This window comes from Nocardia sp. NPDC051911 (assembly GCF_040681035.1).
GTDB lineage: Bacteria > Actinomycetota > Actinomycetes > Mycobacteriales > Mycobacteriaceae > Nocardia > Nocardia sichangensis.
In genome coordinates this window covers 33,528-48,953 of the sequence record NZ_JBFAXY010000026.1, presented here as the reverse complement: position 1 = coordinate 48,953, position 15,426 = coordinate 33,528, and the positions used below count along the sequence as shown (strand labels likewise).

General features: G+C 69.8%; 16 protein-coding genes. 9 read left to right on the top strand and 7 right to left on the bottom strand.

The features are described from left to right. Window positions 1-11: 11 nt before the first annotated feature. The gene (locus tag AB0L97_RS27585; protein WP_364434950.1) at window positions 12-1,202 is read right to left on the bottom strand and encodes an alcohol dehydrogenase catalytic domain-containing protein; all 1,191 of its coding nucleotides are present in this window, start codon (window positions 1,200-1,202) and stop codon (window positions 12-14) included. 169 nt (window positions 1,203-1,371) lie between these two features. Here AB0L97_RS27585 and AB0L97_RS27580 point away from each other — a divergent pair, with 169 nt between their 5' ends. Together AB0L97_RS27580 and AB0L97_RS27575 are read left to right on the top strand one after the other, a co-directional pair. Further along, window positions 1,372-2,847, top strand: coding sequence for an ornithine decarboxylase (locus AB0L97_RS27580; protein WP_364434947.1), 1,476 nt, complete (start codon window positions 1,372-1,374; stop codon window positions 2,845-2,847). Window positions 2,848-2,859: 12 nt separating this feature from the next. Beyond that, on the top strand, window positions 2,860-3,471 hold the full coding sequence (locus tag AB0L97_RS27575; protein ID WP_355078052.1) for an NAD(P)H-dependent oxidoreductase: 612 nt from the start codon (window positions 2,860-2,862) through the stop codon (window positions 3,469-3,471). A 53-nt stretch (window positions 3,472-3,524) separates the two neighbouring features. On the opposite strand, the gene AB0L97_RS27570 is transcribed toward AB0L97_RS27575, so the two are convergent. Next, a complete protein-coding gene (locus AB0L97_RS27570; protein WP_364434943.1) occupies window positions 3,525-4,025 on the bottom strand; it encodes a hemerythrin domain-containing protein in 501 nt (166 codons plus the stop codon). A gap of 135 nt (window positions 4,026-4,160) precedes the next feature. Here AB0L97_RS27570 and AB0L97_RS27565 point away from each other — a divergent pair, with 135 nt between their 5' ends. Then, window positions 4,161-4,649 carry a CinA family protein gene (locus AB0L97_RS27565; protein ID WP_355080571.1) on the top strand — a complete coding sequence of 163 codons (489 nt, stop codon included), beginning with the start codon at window positions 4,161-4,163 and terminating at the stop codon, window positions 4,647-4,649. Between the two features lie 7 nt (window positions 4,650-4,656). Here the strand turns inward: AB0L97_RS27565 and AB0L97_RS27560 are convergent, their stop codons facing one another. The 4 genes from AB0L97_RS27560 to AB0L97_RS27545 form a co-directional block, all read right to left on the bottom strand. Continuing rightward, window positions 4,657-4,866 carry a CDGSH iron-sulfur domain-containing protein gene (locus tag AB0L97_RS27560; protein WP_355080570.1) on the bottom strand — a complete coding sequence of 70 codons (210 nt, stop codon included), beginning with the start codon at window positions 4,864-4,866 and terminating at the stop codon, window positions 4,657-4,659. Next, window positions 4,844-5,497, bottom strand: a complete 654-nt coding sequence (locus tag AB0L97_RS27555) for a HemK2/MTQ2 family protein methyltransferase (RefSeq protein ID WP_364434938.1) — start codon at window positions 5,495-5,497, stop codon at window positions 4,844-4,846. Before AB0L97_RS27555 ends, AB0L97_RS27560 begins: the two co-directional genes overlap by 23 nt. A 31-nt stretch (window positions 5,498-5,528) precedes the next feature. Next, window positions 5,529-6,545, bottom strand: a complete 1,017-nt coding sequence (locus AB0L97_RS27550; RefSeq protein ID WP_364434935.1) for an iron-containing redox enzyme family protein — start codon at window positions 6,543-6,545, stop codon at window positions 5,529-5,531. A gap of 113 nt (window positions 6,546-6,658) precedes the next feature. Continuing rightward, window positions 6,659-6,994, bottom strand: coding sequence for an Lsr2 family protein (locus AB0L97_RS27545; protein WP_355080564.1), 336 nt, complete (start codon window positions 6,992-6,994; stop codon window positions 6,659-6,661). Window positions 6,995-7,647: 653 nt separating this feature from the next. On the opposite strand from AB0L97_RS27545, the gene AB0L97_RS27540 reads away from it, so the two are divergent. The 6 genes from AB0L97_RS27540 (at window position 7,648) to AB0L97_RS27515 (ending at window position 14,355) form a co-directional block, all read left to right on the top strand. Further along, the gene (locus AB0L97_RS27540; RefSeq protein WP_364434931.1) at window positions 7,648-8,787 is read left to right on the top strand and encodes an ABC transporter substrate-binding protein; all 1,140 of its coding nucleotides are present in this window, start codon (window positions 7,648-7,650) and stop codon (window positions 8,785-8,787) included. 82 nt (window positions 8,788-8,869) lie between these two features. Continuing rightward, a complete protein-coding gene (locus AB0L97_RS27535; RefSeq protein ID WP_364434928.1) occupies window positions 8,870-9,823 on the top strand; it encodes an ABC transporter permease subunit in 954 nt (317 codons plus the stop codon). Beyond that, window positions 9,817-10,668, top strand: coding sequence for an ABC transporter ATP-binding protein (locus AB0L97_RS27530; protein WP_355080558.1), 852 nt, complete (start codon window positions 9,817-9,819; stop codon window positions 10,666-10,668). The genes AB0L97_RS27535 and AB0L97_RS27530 overlap by 7 nt, the downstream gene beginning before the upstream one ends. Beyond that, window positions 10,665-12,089 carry a pyridoxal-phosphate dependent enzyme gene (locus AB0L97_RS27525; protein ID WP_364434924.1) on the top strand — a complete coding sequence of 475 codons (1,425 nt, stop codon included), beginning with the start codon at window positions 10,665-10,667 and terminating at the stop codon, window positions 12,087-12,089. Before AB0L97_RS27530 ends, AB0L97_RS27525 begins: the two co-directional genes overlap by 4 nt. Then, window positions 12,086-12,787, top strand: a complete 702-nt coding sequence (locus AB0L97_RS27520; protein ID WP_364434921.1) for a YcnI family protein — start codon at window positions 12,086-12,088, stop codon at window positions 12,785-12,787. Before AB0L97_RS27525 ends, AB0L97_RS27520 begins: the two co-directional genes overlap by 4 nt. Continuing rightward, the gene (locus AB0L97_RS27515) at window positions 12,784-14,355 is read left to right on the top strand and encodes a copper resistance protein CopC (protein ID WP_364434918.1); all 1,572 of its coding nucleotides are present in this window, start codon (window positions 12,784-12,786) and stop codon (window positions 14,353-14,355) included. The genes AB0L97_RS27520 and AB0L97_RS27515 overlap by 4 nt, the downstream gene beginning before the upstream one ends. Window positions 14,356-14,449: 94 nt before the next feature. Here the strand turns inward: AB0L97_RS27515 and AB0L97_RS27510 are convergent, their stop codons facing one another. After that, window positions 14,450-15,190 (bottom strand): class I SAM-dependent methyltransferase, encoded by a 741-nt coding sequence (locus tag AB0L97_RS27510; RefSeq protein ID WP_364434915.1) that lies wholly within the window; start codon window positions 15,188-15,190, stop codon window positions 14,450-14,452. Window positions 15,191-15,426: the final 236 nt, after the last annotated feature.

Here is a 15,426-nt window from a genome sequence, read left to right as displayed (position 1 = left end):
CGCTCCGCCGGTCAGTTCGCGGTCGGGTCGAGCACGATCTTCACCGCGCCGTCGGTCTTCTGTTGGAAGGTGGCGTAGGCCTGCGCCGCATCGGTCAGTGGGAGGCGGTGGGTGGCGAAGGTGTCCACGCCCAGCGGGTCGCCGTCGCGCAGCAGCGGCATGATGTCGTCGACCCACCGTTTGACGTTCGCCTGGCCCATCCGCAGCTGGATCTGCTTGTCGAACAACACCCGCATCGGCAGTGGGTCGAGCATGCCGCCGTAGACGCCGATCACCGAGATCGTGCCGCCGCGACGGACGATGTCGATGGCGGAGTGCAGTGCCGCGAGCCGGTCGACGCCCGCGGTGTCCATCACCTTCTGGGCCACGAAATCGGGCAGGAACGCCGCCGAGCGCTGGGCCATCGACGCGATCGGCGACCCGTGGGCTTCCATCCCCACCGCGTCGATCACCGAGTCGGTGCCCCGGCCGTCGGTCCAGCCGCGGATGATGTCGCCGAGCGGCTCGTCGACGGCGTCGAGGTCGATCACTTCCATGCCGCGCTCGGCCACCCGCGCCAGCCGCTCGGGTACCCGGTCGACACCGATGACGCGATAGCCGCGATGCGCGGCCACCCGGCAGGCCATGTCCCCGATCGGGCCCAGACCCAGCACGGTCACCGATCCGCCGTCGGGCACCCCGGCGTATTCCACGGCCTGCCACGCGGTGGGCAGCACGTCCGACAGGTACAGGAAGCGGTCGTCGGCCGGTCCGTCGGGCACGGTGATGTGGGTGGCGTCCGCGTGCGGCACCCGCAGATACTCGGCTTGGCCGCCGGGCACCTGCCCGTAGAGCTTCGAATAGCCGAACAGGGCGGCGCCGCAGCCGTATCGGCGGACCTGCGTCGTCTCGCACTGGGTGGGCAGCCCGGTGCGGCACATGTAACAGGCGCCGCAGCTGATCTGGAACGGGATGACCACGCGGTCACCGCGTTCCAGCCCGGTGACGGCCGAACCGGTCTCCACCACACGTCCCATGGGTTCGTGGCCGAGGACGTCGCCGTTGCTCATGTAGGCGCCGAGCACCTCGTACAGGTGTAGGTCGGATCCACAGATGCCGGTGGAACTGACCTCGATGATCGCGTCCGTCGGGGCCTCGATCCGAGGATCGGGCACCGTCTCCACGGCGATTTTGTGTCGCCCTTGCCAGGTCACTGCCTTCATCCGCGCGGCTCCTCGGTCGGGGTCGGTACTTGTCCCCGTCCTACCCGGACACCTGTGCCCGAAACGACCGCGCCGGGGTTTGCCGTGGGGCAACACCGCAGGCCACGGGCTCGGTGCGCGGCGGGTACGCCGGATGTGTGCCGCCGCGGATTCGGGGTAGGCGGTAGCCGTGGACCATTCACGAGCTCCCCTGCTGGAAGCCCTCGCCGACTATCACCGGCTGGGCCGGTACGGCTTCACGCCTCCTGGGCATCGGCAAGGACGCGGAACCGACGAACGCGTCCTGGATGTGATCGGCCGCGACGCCTTCGGCTCCGATGTCCTGGCCGTCGCCGGGCTCGACGACCGGCTCTCGCGCGGTGGCTATCTGTCGCGCGCCGAAGCGCTCATGGCCGACGCGGTGCGCGCGGAATCGGCGTTCTTCTCCACCTGCGGCAGTTCGCTATCGGTGAAGGCGGCCATGATGACGGTGGCGGGCGGTCACGACGGCGGCCTGCTGGTGGCGCGCGACAGCCACAAATCCGTGGTCGCCGGGCTGATCTTCTCCGGTGTCCAGCCGCACTGGATCACCCCGCGCTGGGACGCCGAGCAGCATTTCGCCCACCCGCCCTCGCCGCGGCAGGTTGCCGAGGCGTGGGAGGAACACCCCGACGCCGCGGGCGCGTTGATCGTGAGCCCGAGTCCCTACGGCACCTGCGCGGACATCGCCGGCATCGCCGAGGTCTGTCACCAGCGCGGCAAGCCGCTCATCGTCGACGAGGCGTGGGGGGCGCATCTGCCGTTCCACGACGACCTGCCGACCTGGGCGATGGACGCAGGGGCGGACCTGTGTGTGGTCAGCGTGCACAAGATGGGCGCCGGTTTCGAGCAGGGCTCGGTCTTCCACGTCCAAGGCGATCTGGTCGACACGATCAGGCTCAGCGAATGCGCGGACCTGCTGATGACCACCAGCCCGAACGTGCTGGTCTACGCCGCGCTCGACGGCTGGCGCAGGCAGATGGTCGAGCGGGGGCAGGAACTGCTCGGTTCCGCGCTGCGCGTAGCCGAACAGGCCAGGCGCCGGCTCGCCGAGATCCCCGGCATCAAGGTGCTGGAAGACGAACTGCTCGGTGTCGAAGCCTCCCACGACCTCGACCGGTTGCAGGTCCTCATGGACGTGTCCGGTACCGGGGCCAGCGGTTATCAGGCCGCTGACTGGCTGCGCGAGCACCGCCGCATCGACATGGGATTGACCGATCACCGCCGGTTGCTCGCCACGCTGTCGCTCGCCGACGACAAGGACACCATCGATGTCCTGGTCGACGGCATCGCCGCGTGGCGCGACCAACTGAGCGATCCGCGGCCGCCACGCATCCGGCTGCCCTCGCCCGAGGACCTGCAACTGGACTCGGTGATGCTGCCGCGCGACGCGTTCTTCGGCCCGGTGGAGACCGTGGACGCGCGCGACGCCGTCGGCCGGATCGCCGGCGAACAGATCACGCCCTATCCGCCGGGCATTCCGGTGGTCATACCCGGCGAGCGCATCGACGCCGCCGTCGTCGACTACCTGCGCACCGGGCTCGACGCGGGCATGAACGTCCCCGACGCGGCCGACTCCCGGCTGCGCACGATCCGCGTCGTCGCCCGCGATCGAACCGAAACGTAGGAGGTTTCTTTCATGGCCGGACCGACCGCGCTCGCCCTGGTGTGCACGCTGAAGAAGTCCCCCGCCGAATCCAGCAGTGATGTCATCGCCCGGCAGGTCCTCGACGAGCTGGCCGAACACGACGTGCAGGGCACGGTGCTGCGGCTGGTGGACTACGACGTGCTACCCGGAGTGACCGCCGACGAAGGCCCCGGCGACCAGTGGCCGTCCATCCGCGAACGGATCGCGGCGGCCGACATCCTGCTGGTGGCCACCCCCACCTGGGTCGGGCACATGTCGTCGGTGGCGCAGCGGATGCTGGAGCGATTGGATGCCGAACTGTCCGAAACCGACGACGCGGGTCGTCCCGCCATGGTCGGCAAAGTGGCCACGGTCGCGGTCGTCGGCAACGAGGACGGCGCGCACAAGATCGTCGCCGACCTGTATCAAGGGCTCAACGACATCGGATTCACCATCCCGGCACAGGGGTGCACGTACTGGAACGATCAGGCCATGGGCGGCACCGACTATCAGGACCTCGACTCGGTGCCGAAGGCGGTGGCTTCGGCGACCGCGGCGCTGGCCAGGAACGCCGCGCACCTGGCCCGGGTGCTCGGCGCCCAGCAGTACCCTCCCGCTGAATGATTTCCACGCCCGTCGCGCCGACACCTCCACGGGTGTCGGCGCGACCGACCGGATCAGGCCAGCACGGCGTCGACGGCCTTCTTCAAAGCCGACGGCTGCGCGGGCGAGGTCGGCGCCTTCTTCCTGAGCTCTTGCAGCCGCGCCCCGATCTCCTGGAGCTGCTTACGTCCCAGGCGTTCCCGCACCTTCGGGAACCACTCGTTCTCCTCCTCATCGATATGGTGGTCGACGTTCTCGATCAGCACGGTGGTCTTGGCGGTGAAGTGCTCGTCGTCGGGCTTCATCGTCGCCAGCTCGCTGACCAGCACGTCGGCGACGTGGTGCTCCTCGTAGGACTCCAGGATGTCGTCCTCGAGCTCGGGGACGAGCTTGCGCACCTCGGGGTACATGCACTCGTTCTCGAGATAGGTGTGCACGGTGAGCGCCGCAATGATCTTGTTCACCACGTTCGCCTTGGTCCGGATGGCGTCGTCGCCTGCTTTCTCGAACTCCCGGAAGAGTTTTCGGATCGCCTTGTGGTCGTCACGAAGCAGCACGATCGCGTCGGTGGTCATCGTTTTCTCCTTGCGTCGGGGCCGGTTCTCTGCCGACATTCCCGGCGCCGCGCCCCCGAAACCGCGACGGCCGCCGCGCGGCCGGACCCTCGGCGGGTCGTATGGTGAGCCGCGGACAGCACAGGAAGGACGAAGATGCCCCACGCCGATGACTACGCACACGAGCTGGCCGAATTGGCGCAGCGCTCGGAAACCACCGTCGCGGTCGCCGAATCGCTCACCGCGGGCAGGCTGTGCGCCACGTTCGGCGCCGCGCCCGACTCTTCCACCTGGTTTCGCGGCGGCCTCGTCGCCTACAGCTCGGAGGTCAAGCGAACGGTTCTCGGGGTGCCCGATGTGCCGGTCGTGTCACGTCCCGCGGCCGAAGCGATGGCCACCGGTGTCCGGAGCCTGCTCAATGCCGTTGTCGCCGTTGCCGTCACGGGCGCGGGCGGTCCCGACCCGCAGGACGGACAGCCGCCGGGCTCGGTGTGGTTCGCGATCGCCACCGAGCACGACGTGCGCGCATGGCACCATCAGTTCGACGGGGAACCGGAGGACGTGCTCGAGCAGACCACCGCCTGCGCGGCCGAGGCGCTGCTCGACACCGTGCGCGACCTGCGCTCGGACCGTTCGCCGAAGTGACCCGCGGTCACGACGAACGGCGATGCTTACGGTGGCTGGTGTCGCAGAACGGGTAGTTCTTCGAGCGCTTACACAGGCACAAGGCCACCAGGAACCGGTCGGAGCGCACCGTCCGGCCGTCCGCGGTGACGAACTCGACCGGGCCCTCGATCAACGCGGGGCCGTCGGCGGTGAGCGTCACTCGCCGCCACTGCTCATTGCCGGATTCGGTCGGCACGGATCACCACCAGATCTTCCATACGCTGGCCGGGTCCGATCAGCCCGGCCGATTCCAGCCAGTGCGCGCGGCGGCGCAGCACCGGCCCGAACGGCACGGTCGCCCTGGCCACGACAGCGGCCTTCAATTCTCGCTCGCGTAGCTGGGCCAGCGTCGTATCCGGATCCGACAGCGCCGAATGCACGATCAACGCGACACCACGCGGTTTCAGCAGGGCGGGCAGCGCCACGCACAACTGGTCGAGGACCGCCCTGCCCCCGGAACCCGCGTTCCACGCGCGAGCGATGCCGCGCGTGTGGGCCCCCACGGGGGCCGGGACATACGGCGGGTTGGCCAGCACCAGGTCGAAACTGCGCCCCCCGAGGACCGCGGTGAAATCGCCGCGCAGCACCTCGGCCTCGATACCGCGCATCCGGCAGTTCAGCCAGGCGGACACCACCGCGGCCCTGGACACGTCCACCGCCGTCACCTTCGAGGCTCCCGCGTACGCGGCGGCGACGGCCAAGGCGCCGGTGCCGGTACACACGTCCACCGCGTGCCCGCCGCTCGGAACACCCGCCTCGGACAGAGCGCGGACGAGCAGCCAGGTGTCCAGCTGCGGCGGATAGACACCGGGGGGTCGAATCAACATCACATTCGCCGGATAGCCCGCCCAGCGGTACTCAATCACCCCCGCTGACCGTCCCGCTGCCGGTTTCCCGCAACGAGCTGCGGCCCGCGCGCCAGGCGTCGAGCACATGATCGGCGAATCGGTCCTCGAGCAGGTTCGTCACCTGGATACCGAATACCACCGACTCGGTCAGCTCGGGCTCCCGCCGGAGCAGATCGCCGATCACGCCGGTGCGCATGACCTGCTCGTGCACCGCGTCGGCTTCGACGTGCTCGCGGTAGAACAGCAGACACGCGGGGTCGGCGGCCAAACGTTCCAGCGCCTCCACCAGGCGCCGCGCGCCCGGCGGCGAGGTGATCTCCACCGTGGCGAAATGCCCCACCAGCGCGCCCCGCCACGACCGGTGCAGCCCGAACAGCGACATCATGTTCATCAGCGCGAGCATCGGCGCGGGCACCACATCCAGATAGTGCAGATAGTCCGGGTTGAGCCCGGCGCCTGCCAGCAGATCGGCATACAGCTGCGCGTGCACGCGCTCGCCGCGCCCGCCTCCGAACTCGTCGAACTCGACCGCCACCAGCGACGCCTTGGCTTGGCCGCGCAGCCGGGGAATCACCCAGGCGTAGGGGTCGGCCTCTTTGTGGTGATAGATCGAACGGTGCACGAAGTATTCGCGCATCTGCCACCATTCGCTCTCGTCGCGCAGGAAACGGCTCAGCCCCTCCGGGTCGGCGGGCGTCACCAGCAACCGTTCCAGCTCCGCGTCGAGATCGTCGCCACCGGGCACGTCCTCGCGCAGCGCGCGCAGGAATCGCTGTTCCAGCGCGGCGCGCAGCCCAAGCAGACCCGGGTCCCATTCCCATCCCGCGTCGACGGCCGCGAAACCGTGATAGTGCAGTTCGTAGCAGGTGTGCAGCGCCAGATGCAGGTCTTCGCCGTACGGGTCCACCGAGCCCGGCACCGGCACCGAACCACCTGATCGGCTGCCCAGCAGTTTCACCACCGCCTCCGACAGCTCGCCGCGCGGGCGGGGCAGGTCCTGCTTCGGAGCGCCTATCGTGACCGTCATACCGATCGTTTACCCCCGTCGAGCGCTGTTATCGCGGCGCGGCGCGGTAAGAATGCCGTGGCCGTCCCCGCAGACGCGAGGACGGCCACGAACCGAGACGAACTGTCCCGGAGCTACCCGTTCGCCTTCTTGTACGCCTCGACCACCTCGGCGGAGATACGTCCACGCGCCGAGACGTCGATGCCGTTCTTGCGCGCCCACTCCCGGATCACCGTGGCTTGTTCCCGGTCGTTCGCCGACCGCATGACACCGCCGCGGCCGCGCCGCGCACGGCCGACCTTGCGGGCATACGGAACCCATTGTTCGAAGAATCCGCGTAACTGACCGGCATTCTCCGTCGACAAGTCCATCTCGTAGGCCACGCCGTCCACGGCGAAAGACACGGTTTCCTCGGCCTGAGACTTGCCGTCGTAGTCATCGACCAGTGTCACGACGACCTTGCGTGCCATACAGATAATCCCTTCACGGTTACCGAGCGCGTGCAGTCGAAAAAACAATCGTAGCCAGTAAATAACAGATCGGTTCCACCCCCGGAACACCGGGGTCCCCCTCGCGGCGCAGGACGGTTCGCGGCGAACAGCTATTGCGGCAACCGTCGAGCCTCCACATATTGCCCGCGCACCCGGCACAGTGGCAAACCGGCCTGCCAGGACGAGCGCGACCGGAGAAAGACGCGGTGGCGGGCTATCGGTGACCGATGTGCGCAATCGACATTCGCACGCTGCATTTCCTTTTTCGAGCGGCAACGCCATCGGCCGAAGCGGCTCCGGCCAGCCGAACAATCCACGCGATCCCGCCGTCGGCGACGGTGCCGGGCAAGACGACACTGGTCGGTCGCGTCGGTGAACCGGACCTCCGAAGCGGGACAACGCGCGAGATCGACGGCATCCCACCCGAATTGCGAACACCACCGCCTGTGCTTCCCGCGCCGCCGCTGCGACGACAAGGCAGCCGAATTCGATCGCGCTGACGCGAAATATGTCTCCGCGAAGGTGTTGCTGCCAACCTGAGAGCCTCCGGCGCTTCGGCTGATCGGTGCGCCCTGCCCGCCGGAATCTCGGGCGCGGTGAACCGTCGGCCAGCAGGGAAAGGCATCGAGCACATGGCAGACAACGACGATCAGCACGCCCCGGAGCAGGGCTGCGAGCCGGACGACGCGCTCACCGCGCCCGCGGACCCGCCCGCCCAGGTAGATCCGGAGGACGAGGATCTGGCAGCACCGGCGGAACCGGACACTCCCGCACTGTCGCGGCGCAAGCTGTTCGCGGGCGCGGGCATCGCCGCGGCGGTGGTCGCGGGCGGCGGCCTGGCCGCGTGGCTCACCACACGCCGCACTCCCGGCGCCGGAGGGGTGAACCGCGCCCTGAAGATCGGCTACGGCGGCGGCGTCTGCGAGGCGCCGCTGTACGTGGCGCATCACGAGAAGATCTTCGAGAAGCACGGATTGAACGTGCAGATCGTCAAAACCGGCGGCGACGAGATCAAGGACGCGGTGGGCGCGGGCAAACTCGACGCGGCGCCGGGCATCTTCTTCTCCTGGCTCAAACCGATCGAACAGGGCATCGACGCCAAACTCGCCGCCGGGCTGCACGAGGGCTGCCTGCGCATCGTGGTGCCACCCGAAGGCCCGATCAAGTCCGTCGCCGAGCTGCGGGGCAAGCCGATCGGCGTCGGCGCGATCGGCGATTCGGCGATGTCGTTCTTCTCGTTGGACCTGCTCGACGCGGGCATCAACCCGAGCGAGGACATCGACTGGCGGGTCTTCGCCGCCGACCAGCTGACCGACGCGCTGGTGCGCGGGGACATCGCCGCGATCGCGGCCAGCGACCCCAACGGGCTGCTGCCCACACTGAAGGGCAAGGCTCGCGAACTGACCAACAACTCCCAGGGCACCAACCGGCAGCTCTACTGCTGCGCGACCGCCATCAACGGGCGGCTGCTGCGCGAGGACCCGGACGTGGCGCGGGCGCTGGTGACCGCGTGGGCCGAGGGCAGCCGATGGGCGGGCGCGAACATCCCGCAGACCGCGGCCATCGAAGTCGACAACAAGTACGTGGCGGCGGATCAGCCGACCATCGAAGCGATCCTGAAGACCTACGGGTACAACCCGTCGGCGGCGCGACTCGAGAGCGAGATCACTTCCGGCATCGCCAAATTCGCCAAGACCGGCTACCTGGACCGCAAGACCGATCCGAACGCGCTGGCCGGCAAGGTCTACGCGGATCTCGGGCTGAACTGGTGACGCCGCGATGACGACAACGGCCGACACCGCCCCCGTCCGGGCCGATTCGGCCTCTCCTGCGACGCGGCCGCCGGGAACCGCGGTGACACGTTATCCGCCGACGCTCGGCTTCGCGCTCGCCTGGGCGGTGTGGGCTCTGACCGCGGTGGTGACGCTCGCGGTCCCGGACGAACTGGACGTCGCGGCGCCGCTGGCGGCCGGAGTGCTGTTCACCGCCTGGACGGCGGCGCTCACGGTGTGGGCGGCCTACGCCTACCGCGACCGCGCGGCCACCCTGCGGCTGCGGTACTGGACACCGTGGATCGCGGTGCTCGGCGTCTGGGTGCTGTTCTGGGAATTCGCCACCGCCAAGACCGGGTGGCTGCAACCACCGCATTTCGCGTCGCCGCAGCAGATGCTGCTGGTGTTCTACAGCGACGCGGGACTGCTCGCGTCGAGCACGTGGCATTCGCTGCTGCTGCTGGCGGTCGGGTTCGTCATCGGCGCGGTCGCGGGCCTGAGCACCGGCATCGCTCTCGGCTGGTCGAAACTCGCTGCCTACTGGGGTAATCCGGTGCTGCAGACCGTCGGCCCGGTGCCGGCGGGCACGCTGCTGCCGGTGGTGCTGGTGCTGTTCCCCACCACTTACAGCGGCAGCATCTTCATGGTCGCGTTCGGTGTGTGGTTCCCGGTGGCGGTGCTCACCCGCGCGGGCATCGCGGGGGTCGCGCGTGGCTACTTCGATGTCGCGCAGACCCTCGGGGCGTCCAAGCATTTCCTCGTCTGGCGGGTCGCGGTGCCCGGCGCTCTGCCGAGCATCTTCACCGGACTGTTCATGGGTCTGGGCGCTTCGCTGGCCGCGCTGGCCGTCGCGGAGTTGCTCGGCGTGAAGAACGGTCTGGGCTGGTACATCCAGTGGACCAAGGGGTGGGCGGCTTATCCGCGGATGTACGCGGCGATCGTGATCATGGTGGTGGTGTGCCGCACGCTCATGCTGCTGCTGTTCCGTGTCCGCAACCGCGTGCTGGCCTGGGAGAAGGATCTGGTGCGATGGTGAGCGGCGCGGCACGCGGCAGCGCGGTCGAGATCGATGCGGTCTCACATCAATTCGCGGTGGCGGGCGCACGCCCGCGCAACGTCGTCGAGCGCCTGCTCGGGCGGCCCGCACCCGAACCGACCCGCGCCCAGCAACTGGGCCGGCTGCGGGTGCTCACCGACGTGTCCCTGCGGATCGAAGCGGGGCAGTTCGTCGCGTTGCTCGGGCCGTCGGGGTGCGGCAAGTCGACTTTGTTGCGATTGCTCGCGGGACTCGAGCGGCCGTCGCGGGGCGTGCTGCGCGCCGACGGTGCGCCGATCGAGGGCCCGGATCCGCACCGGGCGTTGATGTTCCAGGATCCGACATTGTTCCCGTGGCGGACCGTGGAGCAGAATGTCGCGCTCGGACCGCAGGCTCGCGGCACCCTGGCCGAGGACCGGACCCGGGTGGCCGAAGCCCTCGCACTGGTCGGTCTCGACGGTTTCCGGGACACGTATCCGGCGCAGTTGTCCGGCGGGATGGCGCAGCGGGTGGCGTTGGCGCGGGCGCTGGTGAACCGGCCGCGGCTGTTTCTGCTCGACGAGCCGCTCGGCAAGCTCGACGCGCTCACCCGCGCCACGCTGCAGACCGAGATCGTCCGGCTGTGGCAGGAGGACGGGTTCACCGCCGTGCTGGTCACCCACGACGTCGACGAGGCGTTGCGGCTGGCGGACCGGGTCGTGGTCTTCTCCGCCCGGCCCGGGAAGGTGGTGCGGGACGTGCCGATCGCACTGGCCCGGCCCCGCACGCATGATGATCCGGAATATCTGCGGCTGCGGGGCGAGATCCTGCGGCTGCTCGGCGAGACAGGCAGGGCCGTCGCATGACCGCAACCCACCCGCGCACGAGCGGGGTCTTCGACTCCGTCACCGACGCGATCGGCAATACCCCGCTGGTCCGGCTGAACCGGGTCACCGAGGGGATCACCGCGACGGTATACGTCAAACTCGAGTACCTCAATCCGCTGGGCAGCGTGAAAGATCGCGCCGCGCGGTCGATGATCGACGCCGCCGAGGCCTCCGGTGAGCTGCGGCCCGGCGGCACGGTCGTGGAGGCGACCTCCGGCAACACCGGCATCGCGTTGACCGCCATCGCCGCGACACGCGGCTACCGCACGATCGTGGTGGTGCCGGACAAGACCAGCCAGGAGAAGCTCGCGCTGCTGCGCGCCTACGGCGCACAGGTGCGGGTGACCCCGGGCGGGCGGCCGGCCGATCATCCGGAGCACGTGCGCACGGTCGCGACCCGGCTGGCCGCCGAGATCCCGGGCGCGTGGTTCGCCGGGCAGTACGACAATCCCGCGAATCCGGCGGCGCATCACCGGACGACGGGTCCGGAGATCTGGGCCCAGACCGGCGGGCGAATCACCCACTACGTCGCGGGCGTTGGTACCGGCGGCACCGTCACCGGCGCGGGCGAGTACCTCAAAGAGGTGTCCGGGGGCGCGGTCCGCGTGATCGGCGCCGACCCGGAGACCTCCGTCTACGGCGGCGGCGACGGTCGTGCCTGGTACGTCGAATCCGTCGGACACTACCGGCATCCCGACACCGAGGACGACCAGTGGCCCACCTCGTATCACCCCGCCGTCGTGGATCACATCGAGCGGATCGGTGACCCGGAGGCGCTGGAGGTGCTGCATCGCCTCGCCCGCGAGGAGGGGCTGTTGCTGGGCGGATCGTCGGGAACCGCGATCGCCGCCGCCCTGCGGGTCGCGCGGACACTGCGGTCGGACGACGTGGTGGTCGTCATCGCCCCGGACTCCGGTCGCTCCTATCTCACCAAATATTTCGACGACCAGTGGCTCGGCCGTTTCGGCTTCGCGCTGCGCGACCGAGTGACCGGACCGACGGTGGCCGATGTGGTGGGCGAGGTCGCCGGAAGTCCGCGCACCATCCCGTCGGATGCGACCGTCGCCCACGCTCGAACGCTGCTCGGCGCGGCACCCGCACTTCCGGTGCTGTTGCTGCGCGACGAGGCCGGACCGGTCGTGGTACCGGAAATCCTCGGCGCGGCGGTCGCGACGACGCTGGCCGGTGCGCCGGACGACGACCCCGTCATCGCTCATCTGGCACCGCCGCTGCCGGTGGCGGGCACCACGGAACCGCTGACCCGCGCCGCCGCCCGGATCTCCGGCCATTCCGGGCCGGTCGTGGTGGCGCACGAAGGGCGGGCCATCACGCTCGTCGACGCCGCGCGCATCACGGCCGCGGCGCGGGAACTCGGAGAACGACAGGGAGGTTCGCAGTGAGACGTCTCGCCGCCACGGCCGCGATGGTGCTGGCCGGGCTGTGCGCCGGACCGGGAATCGCGGCCGCGCACGTCACGGCCGGCGCACCGGACGCGGCCCCCGGCGGGTACAGCGTGGTCACGCTGCGGGTTCCCACGGAATCCGAGACGGCGGGCACCGTGCGGCTGGAAGTCGGCCTGCCTCTGGACCATCCGCTCGCCGTCGTACGCACCGCCACGACACCCGGATGGGATGTGTCGACGCGCCGCACCACGCTACCCGCGCCGATCGACAACGGGCACGGCGCGACGGTGACCTCGGCTGTGTCGTCGGTGACGTTCACCGCGCAACCCGGGTCCGCCGTGCGGCCGGGGGAATTCGGGGAATTCCGGCTGCTGCTCGGTCCGCTGCCGGATGTCCGGGAACTCGCGCTGCCCGCGATCCAGACCTACAGCGACGGCACCGTGGTCTCCTGGATCGAACGCAGCACCGACGGGACACCGCCCGACAAACCGGCTCCTGTGGTGCGTCTGAGCGCCGAATCCGGCCACAGCGGGCACCAGGCGCCCGGCGCTACCGCGGCGGCGTCCGCGCAATCGCCTGTAGCGGGGCAGAATTCGGATTCCGGTGGATGGGTCGATTGGATCGCGCTGGTGGCGGCGCTCGGCGCGCTGGCTCTGGCGGCGGCGCCGTTCGTGCGCGGCGCGCGCAGCCGGTGACCGTCCTGGCACGCGTACTGCTGGCCGGGCTGTCCGCGGTCGCGGCCGTATTACTGGCTCCGTCGGCGGTCGCGTCGGCGCATGCCGTGCTCGTCGCCACCGACCCCGCGTACGGTGCGACCATCCCGGACGCTCCGACGCGGGTGACGGTGCGTTTCGACGAACCGGTGACGGCGGCGGGCGCCGGTGTCACTGTCTCCGACAAGGACGGCCGCCGGGTCGACACCGAGGCGGTGTCGGCCGCCGACGGCGGCCGTGCCGTCGTGGTCGGAGTGCGGCCCGAGCTGCCCACTGGGACGTATCTGCTGAGCTGGGTGGTGCTGTCCGCGGACGGTCACACGGTCAGCGGTTCCAGTGTGTTCGGTATCCGGGTGCCGCCTGACCTGACCCTCGGCGATCCACCTCGTGATCCGATCGCGGTCACCGCCGACGGCGTAGCCAGGATGCTCACCGCCGTCGGATATCTCGGGGTGGTGCTCGCGGTCGGCGTCCCCGGGGTGACGTTGCTGGTCTGGCGTGCGGGGACCAGGACGGCGCTGGTCGCGCAACTGACCGGGATCGGGTCGGCCACCGTCGTCGCCGTCTCGCTGCTCGCGCTCGCCATGACACCGGCTCGCCTCACCGGCCCCGACGGCTGGGCCGATCCACAGGTGTGGGCGCAGGCTCTCACATCCTCGCCGGGTGTGGCGGCCGTGGTGCGCGCTGTCGCCGGTGCCGCGCTCGCGGCCGGTCGGTCGCGACCGAAAGTGATCGCCGTCGCGGGAGCGGTGATCGTCGTGGCGACGGCGGCGTCGGGCCACGCCCTGGCAGGGGGAGACCGACCCGCCGCGTTGTTCTCCACCGCGGTCCATGTGCTGGCGATGGCGTTGTGGGTGGGTGCCGTCGTGCTGGCCGTCGCGGTCCGGCGGCGGCCCGACCGATCCGCCCTGCTCCCGCGCTTCGGCCGCGTCGCGATCGCCGCCGTCACCGCGCTCGCGCTGACCGGCGTCTATCAGAGCCTCCGCTCGGTCGACCCGCTCGCGGCGCTGTGGACGACGTCGTGGGGTCGGCTCCTGCTGCTCAAATCGGCGCTGGCGCTCGCCGCGGCCGGTGTGGTGCTCGCCGCGCGACGAATCGTTCGCGGCCGCGTTCCGCAATCGGCGCTGCGCCTCGAATTCGTCCTTCTGGCGGCCGTTCTGGTGGTGACCGGCGTCCTCGCGGGCACGACACCGGCCAGGGACGCCTACGACCCGCGGATCACGGTGACCGCCGACCTCGGCCGGGCACGAGCCGAGGTCACCGTCGACGGCGCCGGTGCGGGCGAACAAGAGCTGACCATCCACCTGCGCGACGCGAGCGGAACCCCGATCGACGCCTCCGCCGTCACCGGCCGACTGACCCGTACCGGCGATGCCTCGGGCCCCATCGACGTTCCCTTCCGACGGATCGAGCCCGTCGAACTGGGCCCGCACTATTTCGTTTCCCAACCGGTGCGCGTTGTCCTCCCCGGCTATTGGCAGTTGCGGTTGACCGTCCTCCTGGACCGCACCACCGGCTATACCGCCACCGTGCCTTATCGCGTGTGGTGACGGGATCGGTACGCCCCAGCGCGTTCCGCGCGTTCGACTCACGAACGGCGAGGACACGTCGCCTCGGACGACGACGCAACCCGCAGCGCCGGGCTCAGCCGCCGGGCTTCTGCCAGACGGAGACGTGTCCGCGGCTCTCGCTGGTGAACGGTTCGCGTGTCCACCCGTCCCACCGCGCATCCAGCCGCAGGCCGGCGATCTCGGCCATCAGGTCCAATTCCGCGGGCCACACGTAGCGGAACGGAATCGATCGGTAACTGCCGCGTCCCTCGACGACCTCGATGTAGTTCGAACTCATTGTCTGCGTGGCGATGTCGTACTCGTCGTAGGCCCATTTCGACGATCCGGTCCGAGACAGCACCGTGTTGCGGCCGGGCGCCAGCCCGCGCAGTCCGGGCATCATGACTTCGACGACAAAGCGGCCGCCGGGTCGGAGGTGGGCCGCCGCGTTGCGGAAGCAGGCGACCTGACCCGCCTGGGTGGTCACGTTCATGATCGTGTTGAACACCAGGTAGACCAGCGAGAATCGTGACGTCAGCTTCGTAGACGCGAAATCTCCGACGGTCACGGCGATCTCGTCGCCGCCGGCCTTGGCACGCAACCGGGCGAGCATCGCGGGTGACGTATCGATGCCGTGCACGGGAACTCCGCGCGCGGCGAGCGGCAAGGCGATCCGCCCCGTTCCGATGCCGAATTCCAAGGCCGGGCCATCTTCGGCCGACTCTGCCAAAAAGGTCACCGCCGGGTCGACGACGCCCGGCTCGAACATCGCGGCCGAGGACTCGTCATAGCTGGCCGCGACCTGCTCGCCGAAGTAATCGTCGGTATCGCGCATCCGGGCACCGTAGCGCGCCGGACCCGCTTGACGCCCCTTGTTTTCCGGTCGGCTCGGCCGTGGGTTCCCGGGCCGCTACCTCCCAGCACTGAGAAGAACGCACCCCGGTCCGCGCCTAGTCTGGACGACGCCCGGTCGAGCCGGGATACTGGCCTGCGCCGGTTTCGCGGAACCGACCACGCCGGGTTCGGCGCGGTCCGTCGGCTCATCGTTCGAACGAAAGGACCAACTCTCGA